At 54.9% G+C, this 23,150-nt stretch carries 20 protein-coding genes and 1 tRNA gene; 7 read left to right on the forward strand and 14 right to left on the reverse strand.

Annotation, left to right across the window (positions count from 1 at the left end):
- Positions 1–92 precede the first annotated feature (92 nt).
- Positions 93–2,801 carry a bifunctional acetate--CoA ligase family protein/GNAT family N-acetyltransferase gene (locus JYB85_RS09070; RefSeq protein ID WP_207381911.1) on the forward strand — a complete coding sequence of 903 codons (2,709 nt, stop codon included), beginning with the start codon at positions 93–95 and terminating at the stop codon, positions 2,799–2,801.
- Positions 2,802–2,865: 64 nt separating this feature from the next.
- Here JYB85_RS09070 and JYB85_RS09075 read toward each other — a convergent pair whose 3' ends face one another.
- The 4 genes from JYB85_RS09075 to dmeF form a co-directional block, all read right to left on the reverse strand.
- Positions 2,866–4,485 carry a phosphoethanolamine transferase gene (locus tag JYB85_RS09075; protein WP_207381912.1) on the reverse strand — a complete coding sequence of 540 codons (1,620 nt, stop codon included), beginning with the start codon at positions 4,483–4,485 and terminating at the stop codon, positions 2,866–2,868.
- Positions 4,486–4,670: 185 nt separating this feature from the next.
- Positions 4,671–6,746: a prolyl oligopeptidase family serine peptidase gene (locus tag JYB85_RS09080; RefSeq protein WP_207381913.1), complete on the reverse strand. Its 2,076-nt coding sequence runs from the start codon at positions 6,744–6,746 to the stop codon at positions 4,671–4,673.
- 62 nt (positions 6,747–6,808) lie between these two features.
- On the reverse strand, positions 6,809–7,258 hold the full coding sequence (locus JYB85_RS09085) for a MarR family winged helix-turn-helix transcriptional regulator (RefSeq protein WP_207381914.1): 450 nt from the start codon (positions 7,256–7,258) through the stop codon (positions 6,809–6,811).
- Positions 7,242–8,267, reverse strand: coding sequence for a CDF family Co(II)/Ni(II) efflux transporter DmeF (gene dmeF, locus JYB85_RS09090; RefSeq protein WP_207381915.1), 1,026 nt, complete (start codon positions 8,265–8,267; stop codon positions 7,242–7,244). Before dmeF ends, JYB85_RS09085 begins: the two co-directional genes overlap by 17 nt.
- A gap of 232 nt (positions 8,268–8,499) precedes the next feature.
- Here dmeF and eco point away from each other — a divergent pair, with 232 nt between their 5' ends.
- The 4 genes from eco to JYB85_RS09110 all read left to right on the forward strand — a co-directional run bounded on the left by eco (position 8,500) and on the right by JYB85_RS09110 (position 11,809).
- On the forward strand, positions 8,500–9,066 hold the full coding sequence (eco, locus tag JYB85_RS09095) for a serine protease inhibitor ecotin (protein WP_207381916.1): 567 nt from the start codon (positions 8,500–8,502) through the stop codon (positions 9,064–9,066).
- 72 nt (positions 9,067–9,138) lie between these two features.
- Complete coding sequence (locus tag JYB85_RS09100; protein WP_207381917.1) at positions 9,139–9,843, forward strand: tRNA/rRNA methyltransferase; 705 nt, start codon at positions 9,139–9,141, stop codon at positions 9,841–9,843.
- A 172-nt stretch (positions 9,844–10,015) separates the two neighbouring features.
- Positions 10,016–11,041: a DUF3080 family protein gene (locus JYB85_RS09105; protein WP_207381918.1), complete on the forward strand. Its 1,026-nt coding sequence runs from the start codon at positions 10,016–10,018 to the stop codon at positions 11,039–11,041.
- A 96-nt stretch (positions 11,042–11,137) separates the two neighbouring features.
- Positions 11,138–11,809, forward strand: a complete 672-nt coding sequence (locus tag JYB85_RS09110; RefSeq protein WP_207381919.1) for a chitosanase — start codon at positions 11,138–11,140, stop codon at positions 11,807–11,809.
- Positions 11,810–11,815: 6 nt separating this feature from the next.
- On the opposite strand, the gene JYB85_RS09115 is transcribed toward JYB85_RS09110, so the two are convergent.
- Positions 11,816–12,145, reverse strand: coding sequence for a hypothetical protein (locus JYB85_RS09115; protein WP_207381920.1), 330 nt, complete (start codon positions 12,143–12,145; stop codon positions 11,816–11,818).
- Between the two features lie 161 nt (positions 12,146–12,306).
- On the opposite strand from JYB85_RS09115, the gene JYB85_RS09120 reads away from it, so the two are divergent.
- Positions 12,307–14,367, forward strand: a complete 2,061-nt coding sequence (locus JYB85_RS09120) for a PhoX family protein (protein ID WP_207381921.1) — start codon at positions 12,307–12,309, stop codon at positions 14,365–14,367.
- 119 nt (positions 14,368–14,486) lie between these two features.
- Positions 14,487–14,563: transfer RNA gene (locus JYB85_RS09125), tRNA-Pro, on the forward strand.
- Between the two features lie 2 nt (positions 14,564–14,565).
- Here JYB85_RS09125 and JYB85_RS09130 read toward each other — a convergent pair.
- From JYB85_RS09130 to ihfB, 9 genes are all read right to left on the reverse strand, one after another.
- Positions 14,566–15,348 (reverse strand): tRNA-uridine aminocarboxypropyltransferase, encoded by a 783-nt coding sequence (locus JYB85_RS09130; RefSeq protein ID WP_207381922.1) that lies wholly within the window; start codon positions 15,346–15,348, stop codon positions 14,566–14,568.
- Between the two features lie 168 nt (positions 15,349–15,516).
- The gene (gene pssA / locus JYB85_RS09135) at positions 15,517–16,830 is read right to left on the reverse strand and encodes a CDP-diacylglycerol--serine O-phosphatidyltransferase (protein WP_207381923.1); all 1,314 of its coding nucleotides are present in this window, start codon (positions 16,828–16,830) and stop codon (positions 15,517–15,519) included.
- Between the two features lie 292 nt (positions 16,831–17,122).
- Entirely contained in the window at positions 17,123–18,877 is a 1,755-nt protein-coding gene (locus JYB85_RS09140; RefSeq protein WP_207381924.1) for an acyl-CoA dehydrogenase C-terminal domain-containing protein, read from the reverse strand.
- Positions 18,878–19,066: 189 nt separating this feature from the next.
- Positions 19,067–19,609 (reverse strand): DUF2058 domain-containing protein, encoded by a 543-nt coding sequence (locus JYB85_RS09145; protein WP_207381925.1) that lies wholly within the window; start codon positions 19,607–19,609, stop codon positions 19,067–19,069.
- Between the two features lie 32 nt (positions 19,610–19,641).
- Positions 19,642–20,436, reverse strand: a complete 795-nt coding sequence (locus tag JYB85_RS09150; protein ID WP_207381926.1) for an SDR family oxidoreductase — start codon at positions 20,434–20,436, stop codon at positions 19,642–19,644.
- Positions 20,437–20,501: 65 nt separating this feature from the next.
- Positions 20,502–21,203 carry an orotidine-5'-phosphate decarboxylase gene (gene pyrF, locus JYB85_RS09155; protein WP_207381927.1) on the reverse strand — a complete coding sequence of 234 codons (702 nt, stop codon included), beginning with the start codon at positions 21,201–21,203 and terminating at the stop codon, positions 20,502–20,504.
- Positions 21,204–21,243: 40 nt separating this feature from the next.
- On the reverse strand, positions 21,244–22,404 hold the full coding sequence (gene lapB, locus JYB85_RS09160) for a lipopolysaccharide assembly protein LapB (protein ID WP_207323040.1): 1,161 nt from the start codon (positions 22,402–22,404) through the stop codon (positions 21,244–21,246).
- A 1-nt stretch (position 22,405) separates the two neighbouring features.
- Complete coding sequence (locus JYB85_RS09165; protein ID WP_207323041.1) at positions 22,406–22,702, reverse strand: LapA family protein; 297 nt, start codon at positions 22,700–22,702, stop codon at positions 22,406–22,408.
- Positions 22,703–22,826: 124 nt separating this feature from the next.
- Positions 22,827–23,114, reverse strand: coding sequence for an integration host factor subunit beta (gene ihfB / locus JYB85_RS09170; RefSeq protein ID WP_207323042.1), 288 nt, complete (start codon positions 23,112–23,114; stop codon positions 22,827–22,829).
- Positions 23,115–23,150: the final 36 nt, after the last annotated feature.

The raw sequence follows: 23,150 nt of genomic DNA on the forward strand, positions 1-23,150 counted from the left end.
GGATTTAGCTCAACTTTTGTCATATTGCCCCTACCCCCTTGGCTGTGAAATCATAGGCTTTCGGCATATTGCCTGCTAAGACATGGACCGCTATGAGCCAACGTACCCTGAGCACCCTGTTTAAACCCAGTTCCATCGCCGTGATTGGCGCCTCCAACGGTGCCAAACGGGCCGGTAACGTGGTGATGAAACACCTTTTATCCGGTGGCTTTGCCGGTCCCATCATGCCGGTGACTCCCAAGTATCAGGCGGTCATGGGGGTACTGGCCTATCCCAATATTGAATCCCTGCCGATAAAGCCCGACATCGCCATCATTTGTACCCGCGGCAGTCGGGTGCCGGCCATAGTTGAAACCCTCGCCCAGTTTGGCTGCAAGGTCGCCATCATATTGGCATCGGGCATGGCCAAGGAAAAAGGGCCTGACGATCAGAATCTGCTGGAGCAAACTCTTGCCCATGCCCGCCGTTATGGCATGCGGATCCTGGGGCCCAACAGTCTGGGGATGATGCTGCCAACCTTGGGGCTGAATGCCAGTCTGGCCCATACCACGGCGTTACCGGGAAAGATTGCTTTTGTCTCCCAGTCTGCGGCCATCTGCACCACGGTATTGGATTGGGCCAATAATCGGGGAATAGGTTTCTCTTCCTTCATTTCCCTCGGGGATGCCACAGATATCGACTTCGATGAGCTGCTGGATTATCTGGGACGGGACGGTCGCACCAGCGCCATCATGCTCTACATCGACTCAATAAATGAAAAGCGCCATTTTCTGTCGGCCGCCCGCGCCGCCGCCCGCAACAAGCCTATTTTGGTGATTAAATCCGGCCGCAGTCTTGAAGGGGCCGATGCTGCCTTGCTGCACACAGGCGGAGTCAGCGGCAATGATGCTGTCTACGAGGCCGCATTCCGCCGGGCCGGTATGCTCAGAGTGAATGATCTTATTGAAATGTTTGCGGCGCTGGAAAGTCTGGCACACGCCAATCCACTGATGGGTGAACGGCTGGGGATCATTTCCAACGGTGGCGGCCCGGCCGTATTGGCGGTAGATGAACTGATTCTGCGTGGCGGCAAGCTGGCCCAACTTAGCGAAGATACGGTTAAGCAACTGGACTCTGTGTTGCCGTCGACCTGGTCGGGGCAAAACCCCGTTGACATCATAGGCGACGCGGGACCGGAGCGGTACGCCAAGGCCCTGCGGCAGATGATGGACAGTGACGATGTGGATGCCATTTTGGTGATGCATTCACCATCCGCCCTCGGCGAAAGCGTTGAAATTGCAGAGGCGCTTATCGAGGTCATTGCTACCCATCCCAAACGCAATCGCATGAATATCCTCACCAACTGGAGTGGCGAAGATGCAGCCTACCAGGCGAGAAAACGCTTCTCCCGGGCCGGAGTGCCGACCTATCGCACCCCCGGTGGCGCCGTGGGGGCCTTTATGCACATGGTGGAATACCGGCGTAACCAGAAGTTGCTGCAGGAGGTGCCCCAGTCCATTACCGACAAGGTGCAAAGCGAGCCGTCACGGGCGCGTTTGCTGTTGAAAGAGGCGATAGCGTCCGGCCGTAGCAGCCTGGAAACCCATGAGGCAGCGCCGATACTGGCGGCCTATGGTCTGGATACCATAGCCACCTGGTTTGCTGCCGATGTCGACGAGGCTGTGCAGCTGGCGGATCGCGCCGGTTATCCTGTGGCACTGAAAATTCAATCCCGCGACCTGCGCCATAAATCCGATGTCCATGGGGTGACCCTTAACCTGACCTCGGCAGACGAGCTCAGGCACGCTGCCACGGCCATGGCCGAGCGGGTGCATCTGGCCGATGGCAAGATAAACATTGAGGGATTGACGGTGCAGCGCATGGCACTCACCGCCGGTGCCCAGGAAATCCGCGTGGCTGTGATCCAGGATCCTGTGTTTGGTCCGGCAATCTGCCTTGGTGAAGGTGGGTCCGAGTGGCACCCCACCCGGGATGCCGCCGTGGCCCTGCCGCCATTGAACATGGCTCTGGCCCGCTACATGGTGATCCAGGCCCTCAAGACCCATAAGCTCAGGGACAGGCATCTGCCCAAGGGGTTGGACATGCAGGCCTTGTGCCTGATGCTGGTAAAGATTTCCCACCTTATTATCGATTGCCCGGAAATTCAGACGCTGGATCTCAATCCCGTACTGGCGGCTGGCGATCAGATAAGTGTGCTGGATATCAACCTGGGACTGGCACCACCCGGGGGCGATCACAGCAATCGCCTCGCCATCTTGCCCTACCCCAAGGAACTTGAAGAAACCGCGGTACTTAAAAACGGGCTGCAGGTGAGGTTGAGACCCATATTGCCGGAAGATGAGCCCAAGCATTTGGCCTTCGACAACTCCCTGTCGGATGAAGACAGGTACAAGCGCTATTTCGGGGTGCGGCAGCGCATGACCCATGAAGAAATGGCCGTGCTGACCCAGATAGACTATGCACGGGAAATGGCGTTCATCGCCACCACCCGCGAAGCCAACGGCGAGGATATGACCCTGGGCGCGGTAAGGGCCTCAATCGATCCCGATAACACCGAGGCCGAATTTGCCATGGCCGTGCGCGGTGACTTTCAGGGGATAGGTTTAGGCAAATTGCTGCTGGAAAAACTGATCCATTATTACCTGGACAATGGTACCCAGGTATTATCCGGATTCACCATGTTCGAAAATCGCGCCATGGCCAATCTGGCGAAATCCCTGGGCTTTACCGTAACCTTTGATATGGAAGAGCATCTGATTAAAATGCACATGGATTTAACCCAGATACGCTCTCAGGGCTGATCCATTCCCGGGATCACGTATATGAAAAAGGCGCCACCGGCGCCTTTTTTATTTCTCGAAACCATTACACCTGCACATTGCACTCGGCCAGCGCATCCGTTTGGCGGCGATATACGGATGTTTCAACATGCAACAAGCCCAGCAAGGTATCGAACAGGTAGTCGTGACTGAACTCCCCCCGGCCCAGAGACGTCTTGAGGCAATTTTTGTCCTTGCCTGTGGTCGCGGCAAAGCTGTCAGACAGCCACAGCAACCAGGGGATTTCTATTTGTTCACTGGGTGCAAAGGCATAGGGCGCACCGTGCAAATACATGCCCTTTTCTCCCAGGGACTCACCATGATCGGAAATGTACATCATGGCGGTGTCGGCCTTGTCCGATACCGCCTGTAACCGCGACACAACTTCTGCCAGGATATAGTCTGTGTAGCGAATGGTATTGTCGTAGGTGTTCATCAGCTCTTCGGCACTGCAATTTTGAATATCGCTGCGCTGACAATCCGGAGTAAAGAATCTGTGATCATCCGGATAACGACGGAAATAGGTCGGGCCATGACTGCCCATCACGTGCAGGACTATCAGGCTGTCACGGCCGTCGAGCGCTGCCAGCTTGTCATCGAGACGGTGCAGCAGGATCTGATCGAAACAGGATTCACCATCACACAGTGCCGGATCCGCATCCAGCTTAATCAATTCATGCTCAACCCTGTCGCAGGCACCTTTGCAGCCGCTGTCATTGTCAATCCAGGTGACCGCCAGTCCCGCATGGCTGGCAACGTCGATTACGCTGTCCTGGGCCTTGGCACGGCGCACATCATAGTTATCACGATCGAAGCGGGACAACATACAGGGCAAGGATTGGGCGGTTGCCGTACCGCAGGAAATGGTTTTGCCAAACACGGCCAAACCCAGCTTGGCGGTATAGGCATTGGTTTCTCTGCCATAGCCATAGTATTGATAGTTCATCGCCCGGGCGGTCTCGCCTATGACCAACACAGTCACCTTGGGTTTACCGGCCACGGAAGGCTTTTGTTTCGCATCCGTACCCAGCTGGGTGTAGGGAATGGGCTTTTCAAAATAGTGTTGATTGACGTACTTGGCGGCCGAACCAATAAAATAGGTCGGCACTATATATTGCTTCATCACGTCATTGTTGCGGCCGAAGGCCACATAATTCTGATAGTAAACCCCGAGAATAACGCCACTGACGAGCACCATGGCCAGCATAAAGCCCAACTTGTGCAACAGCTCCTTACCCGCACTGCGATATTCAATGGGGGCCTTGAAGATAAGCCAGGCGGGCAGCAGGCCGGTGAGCAGCATGTTCAACACCGACGCCCAGTTGAGGTACATGGATGCCTCGGCGGGGTTGGTTTCAAAAATGTTTTCCATCATGGGACGGTCAAACACTATGCCGTACTTCCACATGCCAAAAAACACACTGGATGACAGCAGCGTCAGCAGGATAAAGAACGGCTTGGCCAGGAAACGGAAGCTGAACAGGGAAAAAATCAGGCTCAGCAGACAGGTGAGCAAGATCGGGAAACTGGCAATAAACACCCAGTTAACATCGGCCTGTTTTTGTACGCCGCGAGCAACAATTTCAAACAGCGGGATATTGAAAACGCAGGTATAAAACAGGGCGAGCAAAAAGGTAAATTTGTTGGCGGATAGAGTCTTGAACACGCAAAAACCTGCTAATCAATAGTTGATGTTGAATAAAGGGCAAGCAATTATAACGCCCTTGCCTCCACAGGTTGAAGCCTTTTCAGCCCGCTAGGGGTAGCAGGTCAAAAAAGAGCAAAGAAAAGCGGCCGGATCCGCAGATATCGGCCGCTTTGTGTCCCCAACCTATAGGGAATTTCTTACGGCTATTTCAGCTGTGTAAGTAAGTAGGCAAACGCCAGGCTATTTAGTTCCGCAGCTTGATGATTATCTGCAGCACCGGCATGGCCGCCTTCGATATTTTCATAATAAAGCACGTCAATCCCCATGGATTCCATCTTGGCCACCATCTTGCGGGCATGGCCCGGATGTACCCTGTCATCACGGGTGGACGTGGTGAAGAACACCTTGGGATAACGTTTGTTCTTGTCCAGATTGTGGTAAGGCGAATACCCCTTGATGTAGTCCCATTGTTCGGCCACATCCGGGTTGCCATATTCACCCATCCAACTGGCTCCTGCGAGCAACTGATTGAAACGCTTCATATCTAGCAAGGGAACCTGACAAACCACGGCATTGTACAGATCGGGACGGCGGGTAAAGGCGGCCCCCATCAACAGACCACCGTTGCTGCCACCCTGGATCCCCAAGTGGCGGCTGGAGGTGATCTTGCGGGCAATCAGATCTTCGGCTATGGCTTCAAAATCTTCATAGGCTTTATGGCGATTTTGCTTCAAGGCCGCCTGATGCCAGGCCGGTCCATATTCACCACCACCACGGATGTTGGCCAGTACGTAAACACCGCCCTGCTCCAACCAGTTTTTGCCTATGGTGGCCGAGTACTTGGGTCTCAGTGAAACCTCAAAGCCGCCATAGCCATACAGCAGCGTCGGATTGGCACCGTTAAGCTTGGTTTCCTTAGCCATGACCACAAAGTAAGGGACCCGGGTTCCGTCTTTGGACGTGGCGAAGTGCTGCTCGGTGACAAACTTGCTGCCATCAAAACCCTCGGGCATGGCCTTGAGCTTGTTGAATTTCAAGCTGGCACCATCCACCTCGTACAGGCTGGGAGGCTCAAGGAAACTGGTGTAGTCGACAAAGAAGCTGTCGCTGTCCTGACGGGGATCGGTCAGGGTCAGGCTACCATTGCTGGGAAAATCCACCGCACTGACCTGCCACTGGCCGTTGGCATCCATACGCAGGCGCTCCAGGCGGTTTTTGACATTATCCAGCCAGTTAACAAAGATACCGGCGCGGGTAAAGCTGACCTGGTTGATGGAAGCAGTTGGCGTCGGGCTGACCAGCAGTGCAAAGTGCGGCGTTGCAGACACCAGGCTGTCGACATCGGCATAAACTACTGCCCCCTGAGGGAAGGCCTCTTTGCCCTGTTTCAGCTCACTCTTGAGTTCAAGGAAGAGTTTGCCCTGATAGTAACCGGCGATGGTCGCATCTTCCGGTACATTCAGCGCGGCGAGTTTACCATCCTGATAAACCTGATGACGGGAGGTGAAAAAGGTGGGGAATTCGCTGATAAGTGCCAAGGGTTTGATACCGTCGTACAGCACCTGGGCGCCGACGGCAACCGAAGCCTGCTCGCCACTGAAGACAAGCTTGGCATCCTTGAGGGGCGTCCCCCTCTGCCAGAGCTTAACTTGCTTGGGATAACCTGAGTCCGTCATGGAGCCCGGACCGAAATCGGTGCCGATAAACACCTTGTTCTCGTCCAGCCAGGTCAAATCGGATTTGGCCTCGGGAACCCAGTACTGGTTTTCGCTGACGAACTTGCCGGCGGTCAGGTTGAATTCACGCACCTCAACCGCATCGGCGCCGCCACGGGACAGGCTGACAAAGCAGCGCTCGTTTTTGGGATACTGGCAATTGAAACCTTTATAAACCCAGTTGACGCCCTCATCCCGGCCCAGGGCATCTATATCCAGCACAGTGTGCCAATTGGGGCTGTCCTTGGCGTACTCCTCCCGGCTGGTGGTGCGCAAGATCCCCCGTGGATGTTCATCGTCCTTCCAAAAGTTGTAAAGCTGGCCATTGATCCTGAAGGCGTACGGAATACGGGCCTTGTCATTGAGTATGGCGAGGCTGTTGCTGACCAGGGTGTCAAATCCGGGATAGGCCTTGATTTCCTCGGCCGAGCGCTGATTGTGGCTTTTGACCCAGGACATGGGCTTGGCGCCTTCAACGTCCTCAAGCCAAAGGAAGGCATCTTCCTCGGCTTTGAGTGATTGGCTGGCCGCCAACAATGACAGCAGCAATAGGGTGTGTTTCATGTTGCAGTTCCATCTGAAGATAAAACCACAAAGCTATAACAAAAGCTGCCGGGAGCAAACCACTAATTTGTTTCGGGATTTGAACCGTCTACCTCGGCAAATGCGGCTGACACCCTGGTTAGCAAATCAGCAAACTGCAAACGCTCAGTTTGACTGAGTTTAGCCATCAGGGCCGATGTCAGCGCCCTGTGCTTGCGATCATGCTCATCGAACACCGCCCGCCCCGAATCGGTGAGCGCTATCAGCAAGGAGCGCCGATCCTCAGGGTTGGCCTGGCGCTCAACCAGGCCAAGCGCTTCCAGTTTATCAATGCGACTGGTGAGCGTTCCCAGGGTGACGTGATTGAGTTTGGCCAGATCTGTCATGCGTCTGGGACCGTGTACCCCCAACATTTCTATGGTGTGGACCCATGGCAGCGGCAAACCACTGTCACCCACGGTATCGTGCTCCCAACCGGAAAATTTTTCATAGAAATCGAGAAGTTGATAGTGCAGCTCAGAGGTGTTGGCCATGGTGACTCCGGCATTCTATCGCGGTACAGACGTTGACCTCAACCGTGATATGGTCCACGTGCAGTTCCCGGGCCAGCAACTCATGGTATTCCTCCGTGGGTCTGGGACTGTGGGTAACCAGGCTCACCATCAGGGCACTATGGTTGGCGCTGACCGGCCACACATGCAGATCGGCCACCTGATGATCCGGCAAGGCCTCAAGCAATCGTTTCGCCTGGCGGGCATCATCATCATCTTCCATGGCATCGAGCAGAACCGGGCTGGTATGTACAACCAGGCCCCAGGCCCAGCGACCGATAATCACGGCACCCACTATGGCCATCACAGGGTCCAGCCAGTTCAGACCGGCATACTTTCCGGCAAGCAAGGCGGCAATGGCCAGCACAGAGGTCAGCGCATCGGCGAGCACATGCATATAGGCGGCATGGAGGTTGTGGTCGTGGTGATGATGGTCTTCGGCGCCATGTTCATCGTGTTCATGGCTATGGTCATGATTGTGATCATGATTGTGGTCATGATGGTGATGGTGATGATGCGCATCTTTCAGTAACCAGGCGCTGAGCAAATTGACACCAAGTCCTATCATGGCCACCACTATGGCTTCATTGAAATGGATTTCATGGGGTGATACCAGGCGACTGCCGGACTCCACCACCATCATCAAGGCCACCAATCCCAGGGCGATGGCACTGGTAAATCCGCCCAGTACGCCTACCTTGCCGGTACCAAAGGCAAAGGCCGGGTTGTCCCGGTGCTTACGTGCATAGTGATAGGCAAACAGTGTGATCACAAAAGCCGCAACGTGGGTGGCCATGTGCCAGCCATCGGCAAGCAACGCCATGGAGCCGAACACAGTACCGGCGGCGATTTCCGCCACCATGGTGATAAAGGTCAGATAAAGCACGTAGCGGGTGCTGCGTTCTGCCGATTCCTGCTGGGACAGGAAACCATGGGCATGCTGCCATCGTTTAATGGAATGGGGCTTGGCTGAGGGAGAATTGAGGGCCATAACTGCGTCCGGAAATTAAAATTTTTACTGGTGCTGTACCGGGAATAATATTTGATCTCCATATAGTTTGACAATCAAAGTATTTAGCCGCCTACCGTCGACAGGAAACAGATAAATATGTCTTTCCCTTGCTCGTTTCCAAGACGCTGGGCAAGATAAATAACCCTTTGAGGCAGAAATACCGTTTGAGATAGAAGCCATTCCGGTACAGCTCAATTCCCAAGGAGACTCCATGAAGCATAATTTGATGGCCGCCCTACTCGCCCTGTCCAGTCTGACCACCTTGGCGGCTACCGAATCCGATCCTCAACACTCCATGCCACAACAATCCATCCCACAAATAGACTTGGCAATCCAAAGCACCAGCGATTTTGTCGCGGCCGAGCCGGTCAAGATGTTTCCAGCACCGCAAGCCGGCATGAAGCAATGGGTACTAACCTTGCCGGCGCTGACGGATGAAGTCGACTGGATGGTGGAAATCCAGATTGGCCAAACCCAGTGGCTGGACTGTAACAAACACAGCCTGAAGGGCGAATTGAAAACCCTGACTCTGGAAGGCTGGGGTTACCCGTATTACCGGGTGGATGAACTCAGTGAGGGTCCCAGTACCCTGCGCGCCTGTTTCGAACTGGCAAAAAAGCAAGGCTTCGTCGCCCTCCCCGGCAGCCTGAGGCTCAACTATAACAGCCGCATGCCAATCGTTTTCTACCTGCCGGAAAACGCCGAGCTCAGATACAGGCTCTGGCGGGCTCAGGATAATTTCCGCAGCACATCAAATCCACTGAGTTCCAAGCCATAACCGCAATTTGGGCTTGAATCTTGTTTGGCTTTAGGGCACAAAGGTGCCCTTTTATTTTCAAGGCGCCCAGCTATGACACAACTTCATTTGCCCACACTGGTTTTGGTTGAACCGGCGAGACCCGCCAACGTTGGTGCCTGCGCCCGGGCCATGAAAACCATGGGCTTCTCCCGGCTTGTGCTGGTCAACAGCCAGTGTCACCAGCAGGACGAAGCCCAATGGGTTGCTCATGGGGCCACAGAGATTTTAGCATCGGCCCGTGTGGTTGACAGTTTGGCGGCAGTTCGCCCTGAGTTTGATCTTCTGGTAGGCACCACGGCCCGGGAGCGGGGTTCCCCAAGGCACTACCTGGCACCGGATGAACTGGCACAGACCCTGGCTGCCAAAGCGAGCCAGAAGACCGCCTTGGTCTTTGGCCGCGAAAGCAGCGGTCTGAATAATCAGGAGCTGGCCCTGTGCGATCTGCTCAGCTATGTGCCACAGCAATGCGAATATCCGTCATTGAATTTGGGGCAAGCCTCCATGCTCTACTGTTACGCTCTCTCAGATGCGCAAAAACGACTGGGACTGCAAAACACAGCAGCACCGGCACCGCAGTTGCAGGCGCTCAAACACAAGACCCAAAGTTTGCTCGACCAGTTGCCTTTAAGCGCCAATGATAAGCTGACGCCCTGGCTGATGGAGGGCTTGTCGTTACTGTCGGATAGGGACTGTCGCCTTGCCCATCAACTGGTGGGAGATTTGCTTGAGAAACTCAAACAGAATACTCAGGGATAAACGGCACTGACGCCGGACTGCTGCTGACCCATAATTGAAACTACCAGCGGTTGTTACACTTCAGGTCATGAATTTCAGCAATAGTGCCAGCCTTTTCCACGCTCTTAGGCCAGTAAAAGGCGGCAGCATTAAACTGCCGGGCCTGTCGTTTTGTCTGGCTCTGGTGCTGTTTTTGAGTGCTTGCTCTCCCAATGCAGGGGATCTTTGGCTGGACTACCAGGACCGCCTTGAGCGGGTACTGGAGCAAAGTCTAAGTTCAAAAACCACTCCCTCTGACGTGCCCGTTTTTGCCTCGCCTCCAAAGCGTCGTTGGCCCGATGCTCAGGTCAACATTTCCCTGCTGCAACTGGCCAATATTGCCCAGTGTCCATTGGGGCGATTGATTGCCGAGCACAATAACAGCCTTGGCAGGGTCGCACAGCCAAGCCAGCGTCTGGCATACCAGCTGAATTTTATTCGCCTTGCCCCCGAATGCATTACCTCCCTCAATGGGGCACAGTCGAACGAGGCCAGGCTGAGGAGCGTGCTGCAAGCCGAACGGGAGGCCAAGATAGGCAGCGCGATGCAGGACTTGCACTTTATGCTGGAGCAGGACAGCACTCTGAGGCAAAACCTCATTCCGGGGCATGGCCTTGACAGTCAGCAACCGCTAGGGGGCCTGAGCGAGACCCAATTGGCATTCAATGTGCTGCTTACACTCAAACAAGCCATTTTGCGGGCAGACTGGCAGCAGCTCAACACCGAGTCAGTGGAACAGGCCCTGGGGGAGCTGCACCGCAGTGACCTTATAGCCGGATATATGCTAAGCCTGTCCCAGAGTCTGACCGCCCTTGAACGTATTAATAAGGGACTCTCCCAGGCCAAGGGGTTTTTATGTCAACCGGGACGCAATAAAAACCGTCAGGAAATACTGCTTAATGTGCTCAACAAGGTTTTCATTGGCCGGATCCACCCCTTTCTGGGGGCGCTTGACACAATACAATTTGAATTGGGCCCGGCTCTGCTGGACCTGTACACAGGCACAGCCTATGAAGCCCAAATACAGTTTTATTTTAGCGAGTTGCCAGACTCAGCAATGTTCCGGCTGAAAGCGGCCATCAAAGAACACATAGCTCTGTGGCAACAATTGCAGCAATCCTGCCGTATGGAGCTGGCTCCGGGCAGTGCCGGTGGCGAACAAGCAACTTCGACGGAATAAATTTTCCAACTGCCATGGATTGTGTTGTCGCAAGCAGCCAATATAGAGTTTTGCAGTGCGGCGCCATTCGGGGCCCGCAGATATCCGGAAGCAGCCATGGCAGATCCTAAAACCCTCATCCAATTGATAGAAACCCAGTTTGGCAAAGGGCATCAATCCCTTGGCTACGATTCATTGAAAATCCAGGATGATGGCGTCAACGGCAGCTTTCAGATCACCTATGGTCGCTGCCAGGCCAAAGAGCAGGATAAGCTCAGATATCTTATTGAAATGTATGTTGAAAACGAAGGTGTTTTCAGTGATGACTTTGTTCCCTTCCTTGACAGGATAGGTACTGAATCCCTGGTCAGTCACGAGGGCTTTCATCAACTGTTGGTACAGGCCGCCAACGACGACCCTATAATGCGCCAAACCCAGGACGCCTTCTTCGATACCTTTTACTGGGATCCGGCCAAGGCTTGGTGCGAGGCCCACGGCCTGATATGCCCCTTGTCTTTGCTGGTGATCTACGACTCCTTCGTTCAGTCCGGATGCGTGCCCTTATTCCTGCGCAAGCGCTTCAGTGAAAGGCCCCCCTCAAAGGGCGGAGACGAGCATAAGTGGCTGGCGGCCTACGTGGAGGCCCGGCACCAATGGCTCAAATATCACAAACGCCGGGAACTGCGCGCCGGCACGGCCCATACCCAGATGTTCCGCGCTGAAATGGCACGAGGAAATTGGGACTTAAGCCAGACACCGATAGTGGTTGAAGGGGTGCCGGTCGGGTAAGCAGGCTTAGCCCTGGCGGGCGAGAAACTGGTTGATAAGCTGCGCCATCTTGGTATGAAAGCGTTCTTCCAGGCTGTCAATTTCCAAGTCGAACAGTTCCAGATAACGGTCAGCCTGCTCCCTTGAAAGCTGACGATTGGCGATAGAAAATTCCAGTTCGGGCAGAGTTTTATCAAGCCTGGGTTCCAGGCGCCATTGGCATACACCCGGCGCAAGCGCCTGAACCGATCGCTGCGCCAGAGCGCAAAAAGCCGCGATATGACTCAGCCCGTCAGGCCCCAGACAACCCGGCTCCAGTCTGGCCAGCAGGGTCAATTGCATTTGTTGTTCATTCATTGATCTTTCATCCAGGGTTTTGGCTTTCTGTTCGAGTATATCCTACTGGCCGCTGTCGTGGATTTGTCATTTCACTGGCATGTATCTGTCATACTCCGTCACTAGGCTCGTTGGCAACTTCCAAAGTAACATTTACAAAGAATCAGCCATCTGGAGCAAGCATGAGCAAGGCGACTTTCGACCCCACTCGTTACAACAACAGCAATAACACTTCCTTTGCCGAGGTGCTGGACAAGCACCTGTCACGCCGTCATTTCGTCAAGAGCGGCCTTGGCCTTGGCGCCCTCACCGCCTTCGGCGGCTTTGGCCTTGCCGGTTGCAACTCGGATGACAAGACTACGCCAACCCCAACTGAGCCCGTGCCTCCCACTCAGGTGCCACCGGCCAGGAGCAGTGTCTCTCTTGGATTCAATTCCATCCCCGGCTCCCTGACCGATGCAGTGACCATCCCCGAAGGTTACAAGGCACAGATCCTGGCTCCCTGGGGTACGCCGCTCAATGACAAGGCCGCGCCCTGGAAGGCCGACGGCAGCAACACAGCTGAGGATCAGGCCAATTCCGTTGGTCAAAACCACGATGGCATGCACTTCTTTCCCTTAAATGACGCTGCCGATGACGGCCTGCTGTGTATCAACCATGAATACATAGAGCAAGATGCTCTGCATCCCATGGGCCCGACCCTGGATGCCGACACCGGCCTGCGCAATGTCATTGATGAAGTGCGCAAGGAAATCAATGCCCATGGCATCACTGTTGTGCGTATCCGTCTGGTGGAGGGCAACTGGACCGTGGTGACCAACGACAGCCATAACCGCCGCATTACCGGTGCCAGCACCTTAGATATCGCCGGCCCGGTCGCCTACAGCGAGCACCTGGTCACGCCTTTCTCTCCCGATGGCAGTCAAGCCCGCGGCACCTTAAACAACTGTGGCAACGGGTACACCCCCTGGGGTACCTATTTAACCTGCGAAGAAAACTGGCCCGAGTATTTCGTCAACAAGGGAGAACTGACCGAGTCCCAGAAACGCATAGGTATAGGTACCAGCAAAACCCGCTACGGCTGGGCCGATCTGGCCGGCCATGAAGAAGAGCGCGTGGATGAATTTGCCCGCTTCGATGTCACCGCAACCGGCGCCGGCGCCCTTTATGACTATCGCAATGAAGCCAACGGTCATGGCTACATTGTGGAAATAGACCCCTACAGCCCCAACGCCCGCGGCGTGAAACGTACCGCCCTTGGTCGTTTCCGCCATGAGGGCTGTACCTTCGGTAAACTGGAAGAAGGCAAAAGCCTGGTGTTTTACTCGGGCCACGATTCCCGCTTTGAATACCTGTACAAGTTTGTCTCCAAGGCGAGCTGGAGCGAAGCAGATGCCAAGCCTGCCAACCGCCTGGCCACGGGCGCCAAGTATATGGATGATGGTGTACTCTATGTGGCACGTTTTAACGAAGACGGCAGCGGTACCTGGCTGGCGCTGGAACCCGGTTCAAGCACTCAGGATGGCAAAACCCTTGCCGACTATTTTGCCACTCAGGCCGACATACTGCTCAATACCCCTGGCGCGGCGGATCTTCTGGGGGCCACCCCCATGGACAGACCCGAGTGGTGTGCCGTTGACCCCTTCACCGGCAGCGCCTATCTGACCCTGACCAATAACAGCAAGCGCACCGAAACCAACTCCGCTAACCCCAGGCTTAAGAACAACTTCGGTCACATTATTCGCTGGGACGAAGGCGCTTCGGATACTGAATTCAACTGGGACATTTTTGTCTTTGGTGCCCCAACAGACAATGCCGATTATAACCTGTCAAACCTGAGTGAATTCAATCAGTTCGCCAGCCCCGATGGATTGTCCTTCGACAAGCGCGGCATTCTCTGGATCCAAACCGATAACGGTGCCAGTGAAGTTACCTCCTACACCAACGATCAGATGCTGGCCGTTGTCCCTTCCACACTGACGGATGGTGACGGTAAGCAACAGACCATAGGTGAAGCAAATCAGACCGAACTGCGACGCTTCTTTGTTGGCCCCAATGGCTGCGAAGTAACGGGCTTTGCCATCAGCCCGGACTATCGCAGTGTGTTCGCCAATATCCAGCATCCGGATAACTGGCCCGTATCCAACGATGCCACTGAGGCCACGCCGGCCGGCGAGCGCATCAGGCCAAGGGCTGCAACCGTGGTGATCCGCAAGCTTGATGGCACCGAAGTCGGCGTCTGATGGCAGAAACAGCAAGGCCGGCAAATGCCGGCCTTGTTCTTAATGGGGTGATTTACCACGTAAATTTCAAGTTAAGAGGCTTGAATTTTAACCAGACCATACATATCTTGGAGTGAGTTCGGAGCGTAGCTCAGTCAGGTAGAGCACTGCCTTCGGGAGGCAGGGGCCGCAAGTTCGAATCTTGTCGCTCCGACCAATTCAGTTTTTTTCGGTGGAAAGAGCCGCCATTTGCTCTGCAAAGCGCTGCAACAAGTCGTCACGGACACTCATATCGGTACTGGGCCTGCGACTGCGCCCCAGCAGCGAACATTCAATGAAGAGATCAAACCACATTCCGAGCGCCTCGGCGTTACCTTTTTCCCCCATGGCATCCAATACCATGGCAGCCACCTCGGCAGTGCCAAACTGAAAATCCCGCTGCCCCTTGCGCAGGGCGTAACGGGCAACGGTTGCCGCATCAAATGACAGCATGGGCAAACCCGCCAGATAAGGGCTTTTACGGAACATTTTCACCGCTTCGCGCCAACTGCCATCGAGCATCACGAACAGCGGCCGCTTGCCAAGCGCGAACATGGATTGACTGTCAATTTCCCCAAGTACCTGCTGACCTTCGGTGGCGTACTCTCCCGGAAACACCACGAACGGTTGGTAGCGCGGGTCAGACAACAAGGCCAGCACTTCCGGAGCGACTTCGGTTCGGGACCAGAGAAAAGCATGGGTATCCGGCACCAGATCCGCAATCAAGCGGCCGCTGTTGGTGGGTTTGAGCACCTCATCATCGTACATCAACAGCAGGAAGCCCGCGTTGCTGTTAAGCGAGGCACGGGCACCGCAGGTGCAATAGCGTTCCGACAGCAGACACTGACCACAGCGTTTGAGACTCTTTCCCCTGGCGGTAAAAGGTCGGGTGGAGATGGATTTGCGGTATTGATAAAGCCTGTGAACCGCATGTTCCGGCAATAGCTGTTCCGGCAGTGACATAGTGGGTTCCGGCTGTGACATTTGTGGCTTCCGCTGTGATGGGTAAGGACACCGGATACATTTTCCGGGGAGCGCAAGTCTAGCGGCAGCCAACAGGCGCTGCAAGAGGCTGCAGATACAAAAAAGCCACGGGCTTGAATCCGTGGCTGATGTTGGATCAACAGCAAGTCAGAGTATGCGACGCAGCAGAAAATCCGCCTTGAGCCGCTTGATGCGGTTCATGATCTTCTTCACCGGCTTGGGGTAGCTCTGCAGCGTGTCGACCTGGCTGTAATGGTACAGCCTTTTGGTATGCAGCAATATATGCTGTTGCTCTGCCTCGAATTGCGCCCGCCATTGACCTTCGGTGTCATGGAGCAACAAACCATTCTCCAGATCCAGCGCCCAGGCGCGAGGATTGAGATTGGACCCTGTGATCAAATGCCGCTTGCCATCGCAACTTATGCCCTTCAGATGGAAGCTGTTGTCTTCGTGCTTCCACAGGTGCACATTGAGCAGACCGGCATCGACGGCCCACTGCTGACGTTTCACGAACTTGCGCAGTGACTGCTCATACAAATAAGGTAAGGCGCCAATGGTGCTGAATTCGCGCTCCGGCGGAATATAAAAATCATTGGCTGTTTTGTCTCCGACCACTATGTCGATTCTTATTCCCTGACGCAGTCTTTTCGCCAGGGCCCGCACCAGAGGATAAGGCGGATTAAAATAAGGGGTGCAAATAAACAGCTGTTCGTTGGCCTCATCAACCAAGTCGAGCACCGTCTTGTTCAGGGCATTGTGTTTGCGCCCAAGGCCAACCAGGGGGGTGATCCTCGCCCCTTGGGTGACGGCTTCAAATCGATATTGACCGGCTGCAAGCCGCTGCTTGAAACTGCGAATGTCGGTCTTCTCGGGCAGCACTTCCGATTCGGCGCACTGGGTCAGTGACGACACCGCCGGATCGGCCACAATGTGCGCATCAATATAGCTGCGCATGGACTCGGCCAACTGGGCGTTTTCAATCAGGTGGTAGCGATCAAAACGGTAGCGCCCCTGTTGCTGCAGGTAAACGTTGTTGATACTGGCGCCACTGTAAATCACCGCATCATCAATGACGAAACCCTTGAGGTGCAATACACCCATAAATTCGCGCGATTTTACCGGCACCCCGAGAATGTCGATACAGTGCTCGGCTTCGCTCATTACCCTGCGGTACATCAGATAGTTGCCGCTGTCACCCGTGTGTCCTATCAGACCTCGACGGGCACGGTGAAAATCGACCAGAACCTTGACCTTGAGTTCGGGATTACGCGCCTTTGCAGCCATCAGCGCCTGCAACACTTCCCTGCCCGCTTCATCATCTTCCAGATACAGGGCAGCCAGATATATCGAATGCCTTGCCTGAGCGATACGCTCCAGCAAACTGTTCTTGAAATTGGTCGGGGTTAGCAGCCATTGCATTTGATCAGGCTGCAGGGCAATTCCACCCAGCTTATCCAGCAAGGTATCCTCCTTAGGGCTGGTTGCGGCACTCAAGGATGAGGCTTCCAATACAGATCCAAAGCGCCTCTTAACAGGGTAACGCTCTGGTAAGGCTCCCGCTGCATGACAACAGAGAACCGGGGGTAGAAATTACCGGCTTAACCGGGTGGCAGCAACCTTTTTCTGGCCCGGCCGTGTAAAAGACTGCTGAATTTGCTCGAAAAAACATCACGACCGAGACCTGGCGCGCTGCTTTTCAAGGCAAGGGTTCAAAAAAGGCCTCCCATGGGAGGCCTTTTATCCGAGCACTGCGTTAGAACAGCTCAGTACCCGGCTCCATGATACATCCGGCGCCGGCATTCACCTGACTCAGGTGCCAACGGGCTCTTGGCAGCAATTTTTCCAGGTAGAAGCGACAGAATGCGGCTTTTTGCTGCGCAAACGATTCATCCGCTTCTTCCTGGGCGAGTGCGGCCATTTTAATCCAGTAATAGCCGTAGAGGCTGAAGCCGAAGGCATCAAGATAGTCTACCGCTACGCTATTGATCAGTGCCGGTTGCTCGCGCTTGGCATCGTTTATTTTGCCGGCGCTGGCAATCAGTTCGTCGAGTAATGCCAGCAGTTCGCCGGCCTTGTCCTGCCACTCTGGAGCCAAGGCAGCAAGCTCAGTCTTCAATTCAGCGATAAACTCATTCAGCGTCGCGAGGTTGTCCCCGGTAACCTTGCGGCCCAGAAAATCAATCGCCTGAATACCGTTGGTGCCCTCATAAATCTGCGCGATGCGGGTATCGCGGACAAACTGCTCTATCCCTGTCTCGCGAATATAACCGGCGCCGCCAAATACCTGCTGCGCCATGATGCAGGCGTCCAGACCACGATCGGTCAGGAAAGCTTTGGCAACCGGAGTCAGCAGTCCCACAAAGCGGGCGGCCTTTGCGCGCTCGGCTTCATCTTCGGAAAACTTTGCCAGATCCAATTGCATGCCCGCGTCGACGGCGAGCGCTCGTCCGGCTTCGGTGAGGCTTCGGATGGTAAGCAGCATGCGGCGCACATCACCATGGACCAGAATAGGATCTGCCGCGGCAGTTGAACCCGTGGCGGCCAGCCCCTGCAGACGCTCCTTGGCGTAGTCTGTGGCCATCTGCGATGCCGCCTGGGCACTGCCCAGCCCCTGAATACCAATGGCGAGGCGCTCGTAGTTCATCATGGTAAACATGCAGGCCAGACCGCGATCGGCTTCGCCGATAAGAAAACCACGGGCATTGTCGAAATTCATCACGCAGGTGGCCGAGCCCTTGAGGCCCATCTTGTGCTCAATGGAACCCACGCTGACGCCATTATTTTCGCCCAGACTGCCATCGTCATTGACCTTGAGTTTGGGGACCAAAAACAGTGACAATGACTGGCTGCCGACCAGCTTGGCCAAGACCAGGTGCACCACGTTTGAGGTGAGATCCTGATCGCCACCGGTGATAAAAATCTTACTGCCGCTGATAAGGAAAGAGCCATCGTCCCGGGGCTCGGCACGGGTGCGAACACCGCGCAGATCGGAGCCCGCCTGGGGTTCGGTCATGTCCATGGCCCCAGCCCACTCACCGCTGTAGAGCTTGGGCAAATACAAATCCTTCAGTTCGTCGCTGCCGTGGGCATTGAGAGCCAGTGCGGCGCCTGCGGTCAAAGAGCTGTACAGGTTGAAGGCATTGCAGACGCTGTAGCCCATTTCATCAACCAGCACGCCAAGCATTTTCGGCATGCCCATACCACCAAACTCAGGATCGCCACAAAAGCCCACCCAGCCACCTTCCATAAAGGCCTGATAGGCCTCCTTGTAGCCGTCCGGGGTGATCACAGTACCGTCTTCAAACCTGACTCCCTGCTCATCTCCAGCCCGGTTGATGGGCTGCACTATGTCGCGATTAAGCTTGGCCGCCTCTTCGAGGATGGCCATGGCGGTATCCAGGTCGACTGTCTCAGCCAGTTGCGGCAGACGCTGCCAAATGGCAGGTGCTTTGAAGACCTTGTCGAGCAAAAAGCGCATTTCATTAAGCGGAGCAGAATAGGGATACATGGCGACTCTCAAACATTAGATTAAAACAGTTGTTTTAATCTAGCCTGATTCACTGCCGAACACAATGGCAACAGGGGTATTATCCAAGGGCTTTTTCCGGTCGCTGCCAACAAACCGGGACTTTGCGCAACGCAGGAAAGCCGCTGGGTTAAAATAAAAAGCCCCTTCAATGAAGGGGCCTGAACAAAACTACCACATAAGATCGTCGGGGATCACATAATCAGCGTAGGGATCCTCTTCTTCCAATGCCGGGTTGCTGTCTTCCGGCTTCCACAGGTAACCACACCAGTCAGGCACCAGCAGATTGACCCGTTCGGCCAATTTGTGCGGCACTATGAAGCTGCTGTCTTCCAACCTGACGATACCCAGTTGGCCCCCCAGTAACTGGGCCTGGATCCGCTCTGTGATAAACAAGGGATAAATTTTGTTGTTCAGTGTGTAGTTGAACTTAAGCTCAGCCCCAGCGGGCGGTTTGATGGCACAGCGTTTGACTTCAGTTACCAGGCTGCGTACCTGGCCCCGGGCCTGGGCTTCCTGGAAACGCTGCTCATTGAGTGCCCTGTCCTGCTCAGCCTGGCGCTTCTTTTGCTCGGCGATACTTTGTTTCAGGGTAGCTGAGCCGTCGTCCACGTTGGACTTGCGGTCACGGCGCTTCTGGGTTTTAACGTCCTTGACCTTTTGTTTGCTGGCAAGCCCTGCCTTCAGCAGTTGCTCCTGTAATGCGTTAGCCATTTTTCACTCTCAACTTGTCGTGTTCTTTTACTTTATGCCATCTTGCCAAGGCCCGACATGGCAATGCTGGCGCCACCAAGGGACCAGCCACCATCAACGGGCATGACGATACCTGTTATATACGCAGCCTGTGGCGAGGCCAGGAACATGGCCGCATTGGCTATGTCCACACCTTCACCATTGCGTCCCAAAGGCACGCTTTTGGCGACCCTGGCCTGCAATTCCTCTGATGGCGCCAGGCGGTTAAAACCTTCGGTATGGGCTATGGGCCCGGGCACTATGGAATTGATCCTTATGCCTTCAGGACCCCATTCCATCGCCAGGGTGCGGGTCAGCATGTCGACTCCGGCCTTGGCCGCACAGACATGGGCCTGCATCGGCATGGGCACAAAGGCCTGGGGCGCGGAGATCTGCACTATGGCGCCTGGCCGCTGCATCAGGCCATAGGCACATTTGAGCACCTGAAAGCTGCCCAGCAGATCTATGTCCATCACCGCCTTGAAGCCATTGGGGCTGAGATCTTTGGCGCTGGCAGGAAAATTGCCGGCAGCACCACTTATCAGCACATCCAGTTTACCGAAGGCGTGTTCAACCTCGGCAAAACCGGCGCTGAGTGCCTCCATATCACGGACATCAAAGCGAACCCCCAGATGTTGGCCCCGGGGGTTGACCTTATGCAGGGCTTCCACTGTGCGGGCGACCTTATCCGGATCGCGACTGCCCACGGCAACCGATGCACCGTGGCCGGCAAACGCCAGGGCTATGCTGAGATTGATGCCACTGGTACCCCCAACAACGAAGACCTTCTTTCCATCAAAATTGAACATAACCTGACTCCTTTATGATGCCGTTCTTATCTCTTACAAGCCTCGCCCCTTACAAACCTTGGCCGTTACAGGCCTTGAATAGAGGCGTGGATATCCTTGAGCGCCTGCAGCGGATCCGCAGCCTTGGTGATGGGTCGGCCAATGACCAGGTAATCGGATCCGGCCTCCAGCGCCTTGGCGGGGGTCATAATTCTGTGCTGATCGCCCGCATCGCTGCCAGCGGGACGAATACCCGGAGTGATTAACTTGAAGTCCTGTCCCAACTGTTGTTTGAGCATAGTCGCTTCCTGGGCCGAACACACCACCCCGTCCAGCCCCGCTTGCTTGGTCAAGCCCGCCAGGCGTTTGACATGCTCTGCCGCAGGCACATTGATGCCCAGCAACTTGAGATCGTCATCGCTCATGGAGGTCAGCACTGTCACCGCAATCAACCAAGGCGCCTGCTCACCGTAGGGCTCCAGCGCCTTGCGGGCCGCTTCCATCATGGCGAGTCCACCGCCGGCGTGCACATTGACCATCCACACGCCTAGCTCTGCGGCGGCGGCCACCGCTTTGGCGACCGTATTGGGAATATCATGGAATTTCAAATCCAGGAACAATTCAAAGCCGCGTCCCTGAAAATCCCTGACCAATTCGGGTCCAAACAGGGTGAACATTTCTTTGCCGACCTTAAGACGGCACATAGCGGGATCCAGTTTGTCGACCAGCTGCAGGGCGGCATTGCGATCATCAAAATCCAATGCGACCAGAATGGGGGTATCTCTCATCTTGTCTCCCGATGTTTCTTTGGTACAGGTGCTCACCGTCCTATTCTCCGTCTAAGCCCCTGATCCGGCTGATGCTGCCCCAGGATTTACAGGAAGGGCAATGCCAATACAGGGTATGTGACGGGAAACCGCAGGAAGTGCAGCGGTAACTTGGACGGAATTTAATTTGTTGTTCTACCAGTTGCTCCAGCATGGCAAGGCTGTCTCTTGCCTGTCCGGGCTCGGCCTGGCGTATGTGCAATTGCATCAGGTGCTGAAAGCCCCGCATGGTCGGATGCCGATAAAGGGCATCCAATACCAGGCGCTCTGCATCCTTGGTCTTTCCTGAGCCGATCAAATGCTCGGCTAGGGCCACCACCACTGAAGCACCGGCACCATCGGCCACGGCCTGGGTCAGCAAATCGCGGTAGCCCTCCTTATCTTTAAGCTCATCATACACTTGCCGAGCAATTTTAAGCGCTTCTGGCAGCAGCTGCAGATCCACAGTGGCAAGCTCGGCCAGCATTCTTTTGGCCTCGGTATAATTGTCCTGCTTCAAATAGAGCTGCGCCAAACTCAGGAGTGCTCTACCACAGCCGCCGTGCTGCTTAAGTGCCATGCCAAACAGTTTTATCTTGGCATCGGGCTCCATGGCCTCGTCGGCCAACTGACAGTAAAAATGGGCAATGGTGGGCTTAAGTGCCTGCTGGCGCTTGCGCGGCAGCCGCTTGGTGATATCTATGGCCTTTTGCCATTCCTTGGTGATCTGATAAATGGCTATCAGCTGATTTTCTGCTTCTTCGCTGTGGTCTTCCTGTTTGACCAAGGTCAGGAAAATTTCCTCTGCCCTGTCATAGAAACCTGCTGCCTGGTAGTCCTTGCCCAGCTCCATCATAGCCAGATCCCGCTGCTCTGTGGTCAGGCTGGGACGGGCAATCAGGTTTTGGTGGATGCGAATGGAGCGGTCAACCTCGCCGCGTTTTCGAAATAAGGCGCCGAGGGACATGTGGGTATCTATTGTTTCATCGTCCACGTCCAGCAGACTGATGAAGAGATCCACCGCCTTGTCCGACTCGTTGGACAACAAAAAATTCAAGCCCGTGAAGTAGTCCCGGCTGAGCTGTTTGCTGCGACTGCTCTGATGTTGCCTAATACTGCGCCTGCCCATGTACCAGCCATAGGCCGCGGCAATTGGCAGCAGCAGAAACAGGATTTCCAGCATATCAGGACTTCACTTCACCTTCTGTGGTTACTGTCCCGGCAACCGTGGCCGACTCCAGCTTTGATAATTTACGTCTGGCTTTGGCGAGTGCCAGCTTCAGGCGGGTAATATGGTAGATGGCAAACAGCCAACACAGCAGGAAGCCCGCCAGGAAAACGCTCGCCAGCACCACAGGCAATCTGAATTCACCCTGGGCAACAAAATAACTGATGGTAACCATTTGCTCGTTGCGCGCGCCCAGCAGCAGCGCCAGAAAGAACAGCAAGGCGACAATCACGGTCGCGAAAAATGCCTTCACGTTATACTCCCTAAACGCGGTTCAATGGCCTGATTATCCAAGAATTTGAACACGCTGACCAGCACGGAAACCGGCCGGATACAAAAAAGCCTCCAAAAGGAGGCTTTTTTAAGCATTAAGACAATCACATGTTGACTGCGTCAACACGCTCGCGCAATTCCTTGCCTGGCTTGAAGTGCGGAACGTACTTGCCATCCAGTTCGACCGAAGACCCGGTTTTTGGGTTACGGCCAACGCGAGGAGCGCGGTAATGAAGGGAGAAACTGCCAAAGCCACGGATCTCGATACGATCACCGGTTTCCAATGTTGTTGCCATTTGCTCCAACATCTCTTTTACAGCGCCTTCCACCTCTTTCGCCGACAGTTGCGACTGCCTGGTGGCGAGTTTTTCGATCAGTTCGGATTTAGTCATCCTAGCTACCCCTAATATCAAGCCAAACACAGTCGC

It is taken from the genome of Shewanella sedimentimangrovi (assembly GCF_017354965.1).
GTDB classification, from domain to species: Bacteria; Pseudomonadota; Gammaproteobacteria; order Enterobacterales; family Shewanellaceae; genus Shewanella; species Shewanella cyperi.

What these genes read in the sequence shown, in the direction of transcription:
- JYB85_RS09070 (WP_207381911.1), top strand. Translation starts at nt 93, where the DNA reads ATGAGCCAACGTACCCTGAGCACCCTGTTTAAACCCAGTTCCATCGCC.
- JYB85_RS09080 (WP_207381913.1), bottom strand. Translation starts at nt 6,746, where the DNA reads ATGAAACACACCCTATTGCTGCTGTCATTGTTGGCGGCCAGCCAATCA.
- JYB85_RS09085 (WP_207381914.1), bottom strand. Translation starts at nt 7,258, where the DNA reads ATGGCCAACACCTCTGAGCTGCACTATCAACTTCTCGATTTCTATGAA.
- dmeF (WP_207381915.1), bottom strand. Translation starts at nt 8,267, where the DNA reads ATGGCCCTCAATTCTCCCTCAGCCAAGCCCCATTCCATTAAACGATGG.
- eco (WP_207381916.1), top strand. Translation starts at nt 8,500, where the DNA reads ATGAAGCATAATTTGATGGCCGCCCTACTCGCCCTGTCCAGTCTGACC.
- JYB85_RS09100 (WP_207381917.1), top strand. Translation starts at nt 9,139, where the DNA reads ATGACACAACTTCATTTGCCCACACTGGTTTTGGTTGAACCGGCGAGA.
- JYB85_RS09110 (WP_207381919.1), top strand. Translation starts at nt 11,138, where the DNA reads ATGGCAGATCCTAAAACCCTCATCCAATTGATAGAAACCCAGTTTGGC.
- JYB85_RS09115 (WP_207381920.1), bottom strand. Translation starts at nt 12,145, where the DNA reads ATGAATGAACAACAAATGCAATTGACCCTGCTGGCCAGACTGGAGCCG.
- JYB85_RS09120 (WP_207381921.1), top strand. Translation starts at nt 12,307, where the DNA reads ATGAGCAAGGCGACTTTCGACCCCACTCGTTACAACAACAGCAATAAC.
- JYB85_RS09130 (WP_207381922.1), bottom strand. Translation starts at nt 15,348, where the DNA reads ATGTCACTGCCGGAACAGCTATTGCCGGAACATGCGGTTCACAGGCTT.
- JYB85_RS09140 (WP_207381924.1), bottom strand. Translation starts at nt 18,877, where the DNA reads ATGTATCCCTATTCTGCTCCGCTTAATGAAATGCGCTTTTTGCTCGAC.
- JYB85_RS09145 (WP_207381925.1), bottom strand. Translation starts at nt 19,609, where the DNA reads ATGGCTAACGCATTACAGGAGCAACTGCTGAAGGCAGGGCTTGCCAGC.
- JYB85_RS09150 (WP_207381926.1), bottom strand. Translation starts at nt 20,436, where the DNA reads ATGTTCAATTTTGATGGAAAGAAGGTCTTCGTTGTTGGGGGTACCAGT.
- pyrF (WP_207381927.1), bottom strand. Translation starts at nt 21,203, where the DNA reads ATGAGAGATACCCCCATTCTGGTCGCATTGGATTTTGATGATCGCAAT.
- lapB (WP_207323040.1), bottom strand. Translation starts at nt 22,404, where the DNA reads ATGCTGGAAATCCTGTTTCTGCTGCTGCCAATTGCCGCGGCCTATGGC.
- ihfB (WP_207323042.1), bottom strand. Translation starts at nt 23,114, where the DNA reads ATGACTAAATCCGAACTGATCGAAAAACTCGCCACCAGGCAGTCGCAA.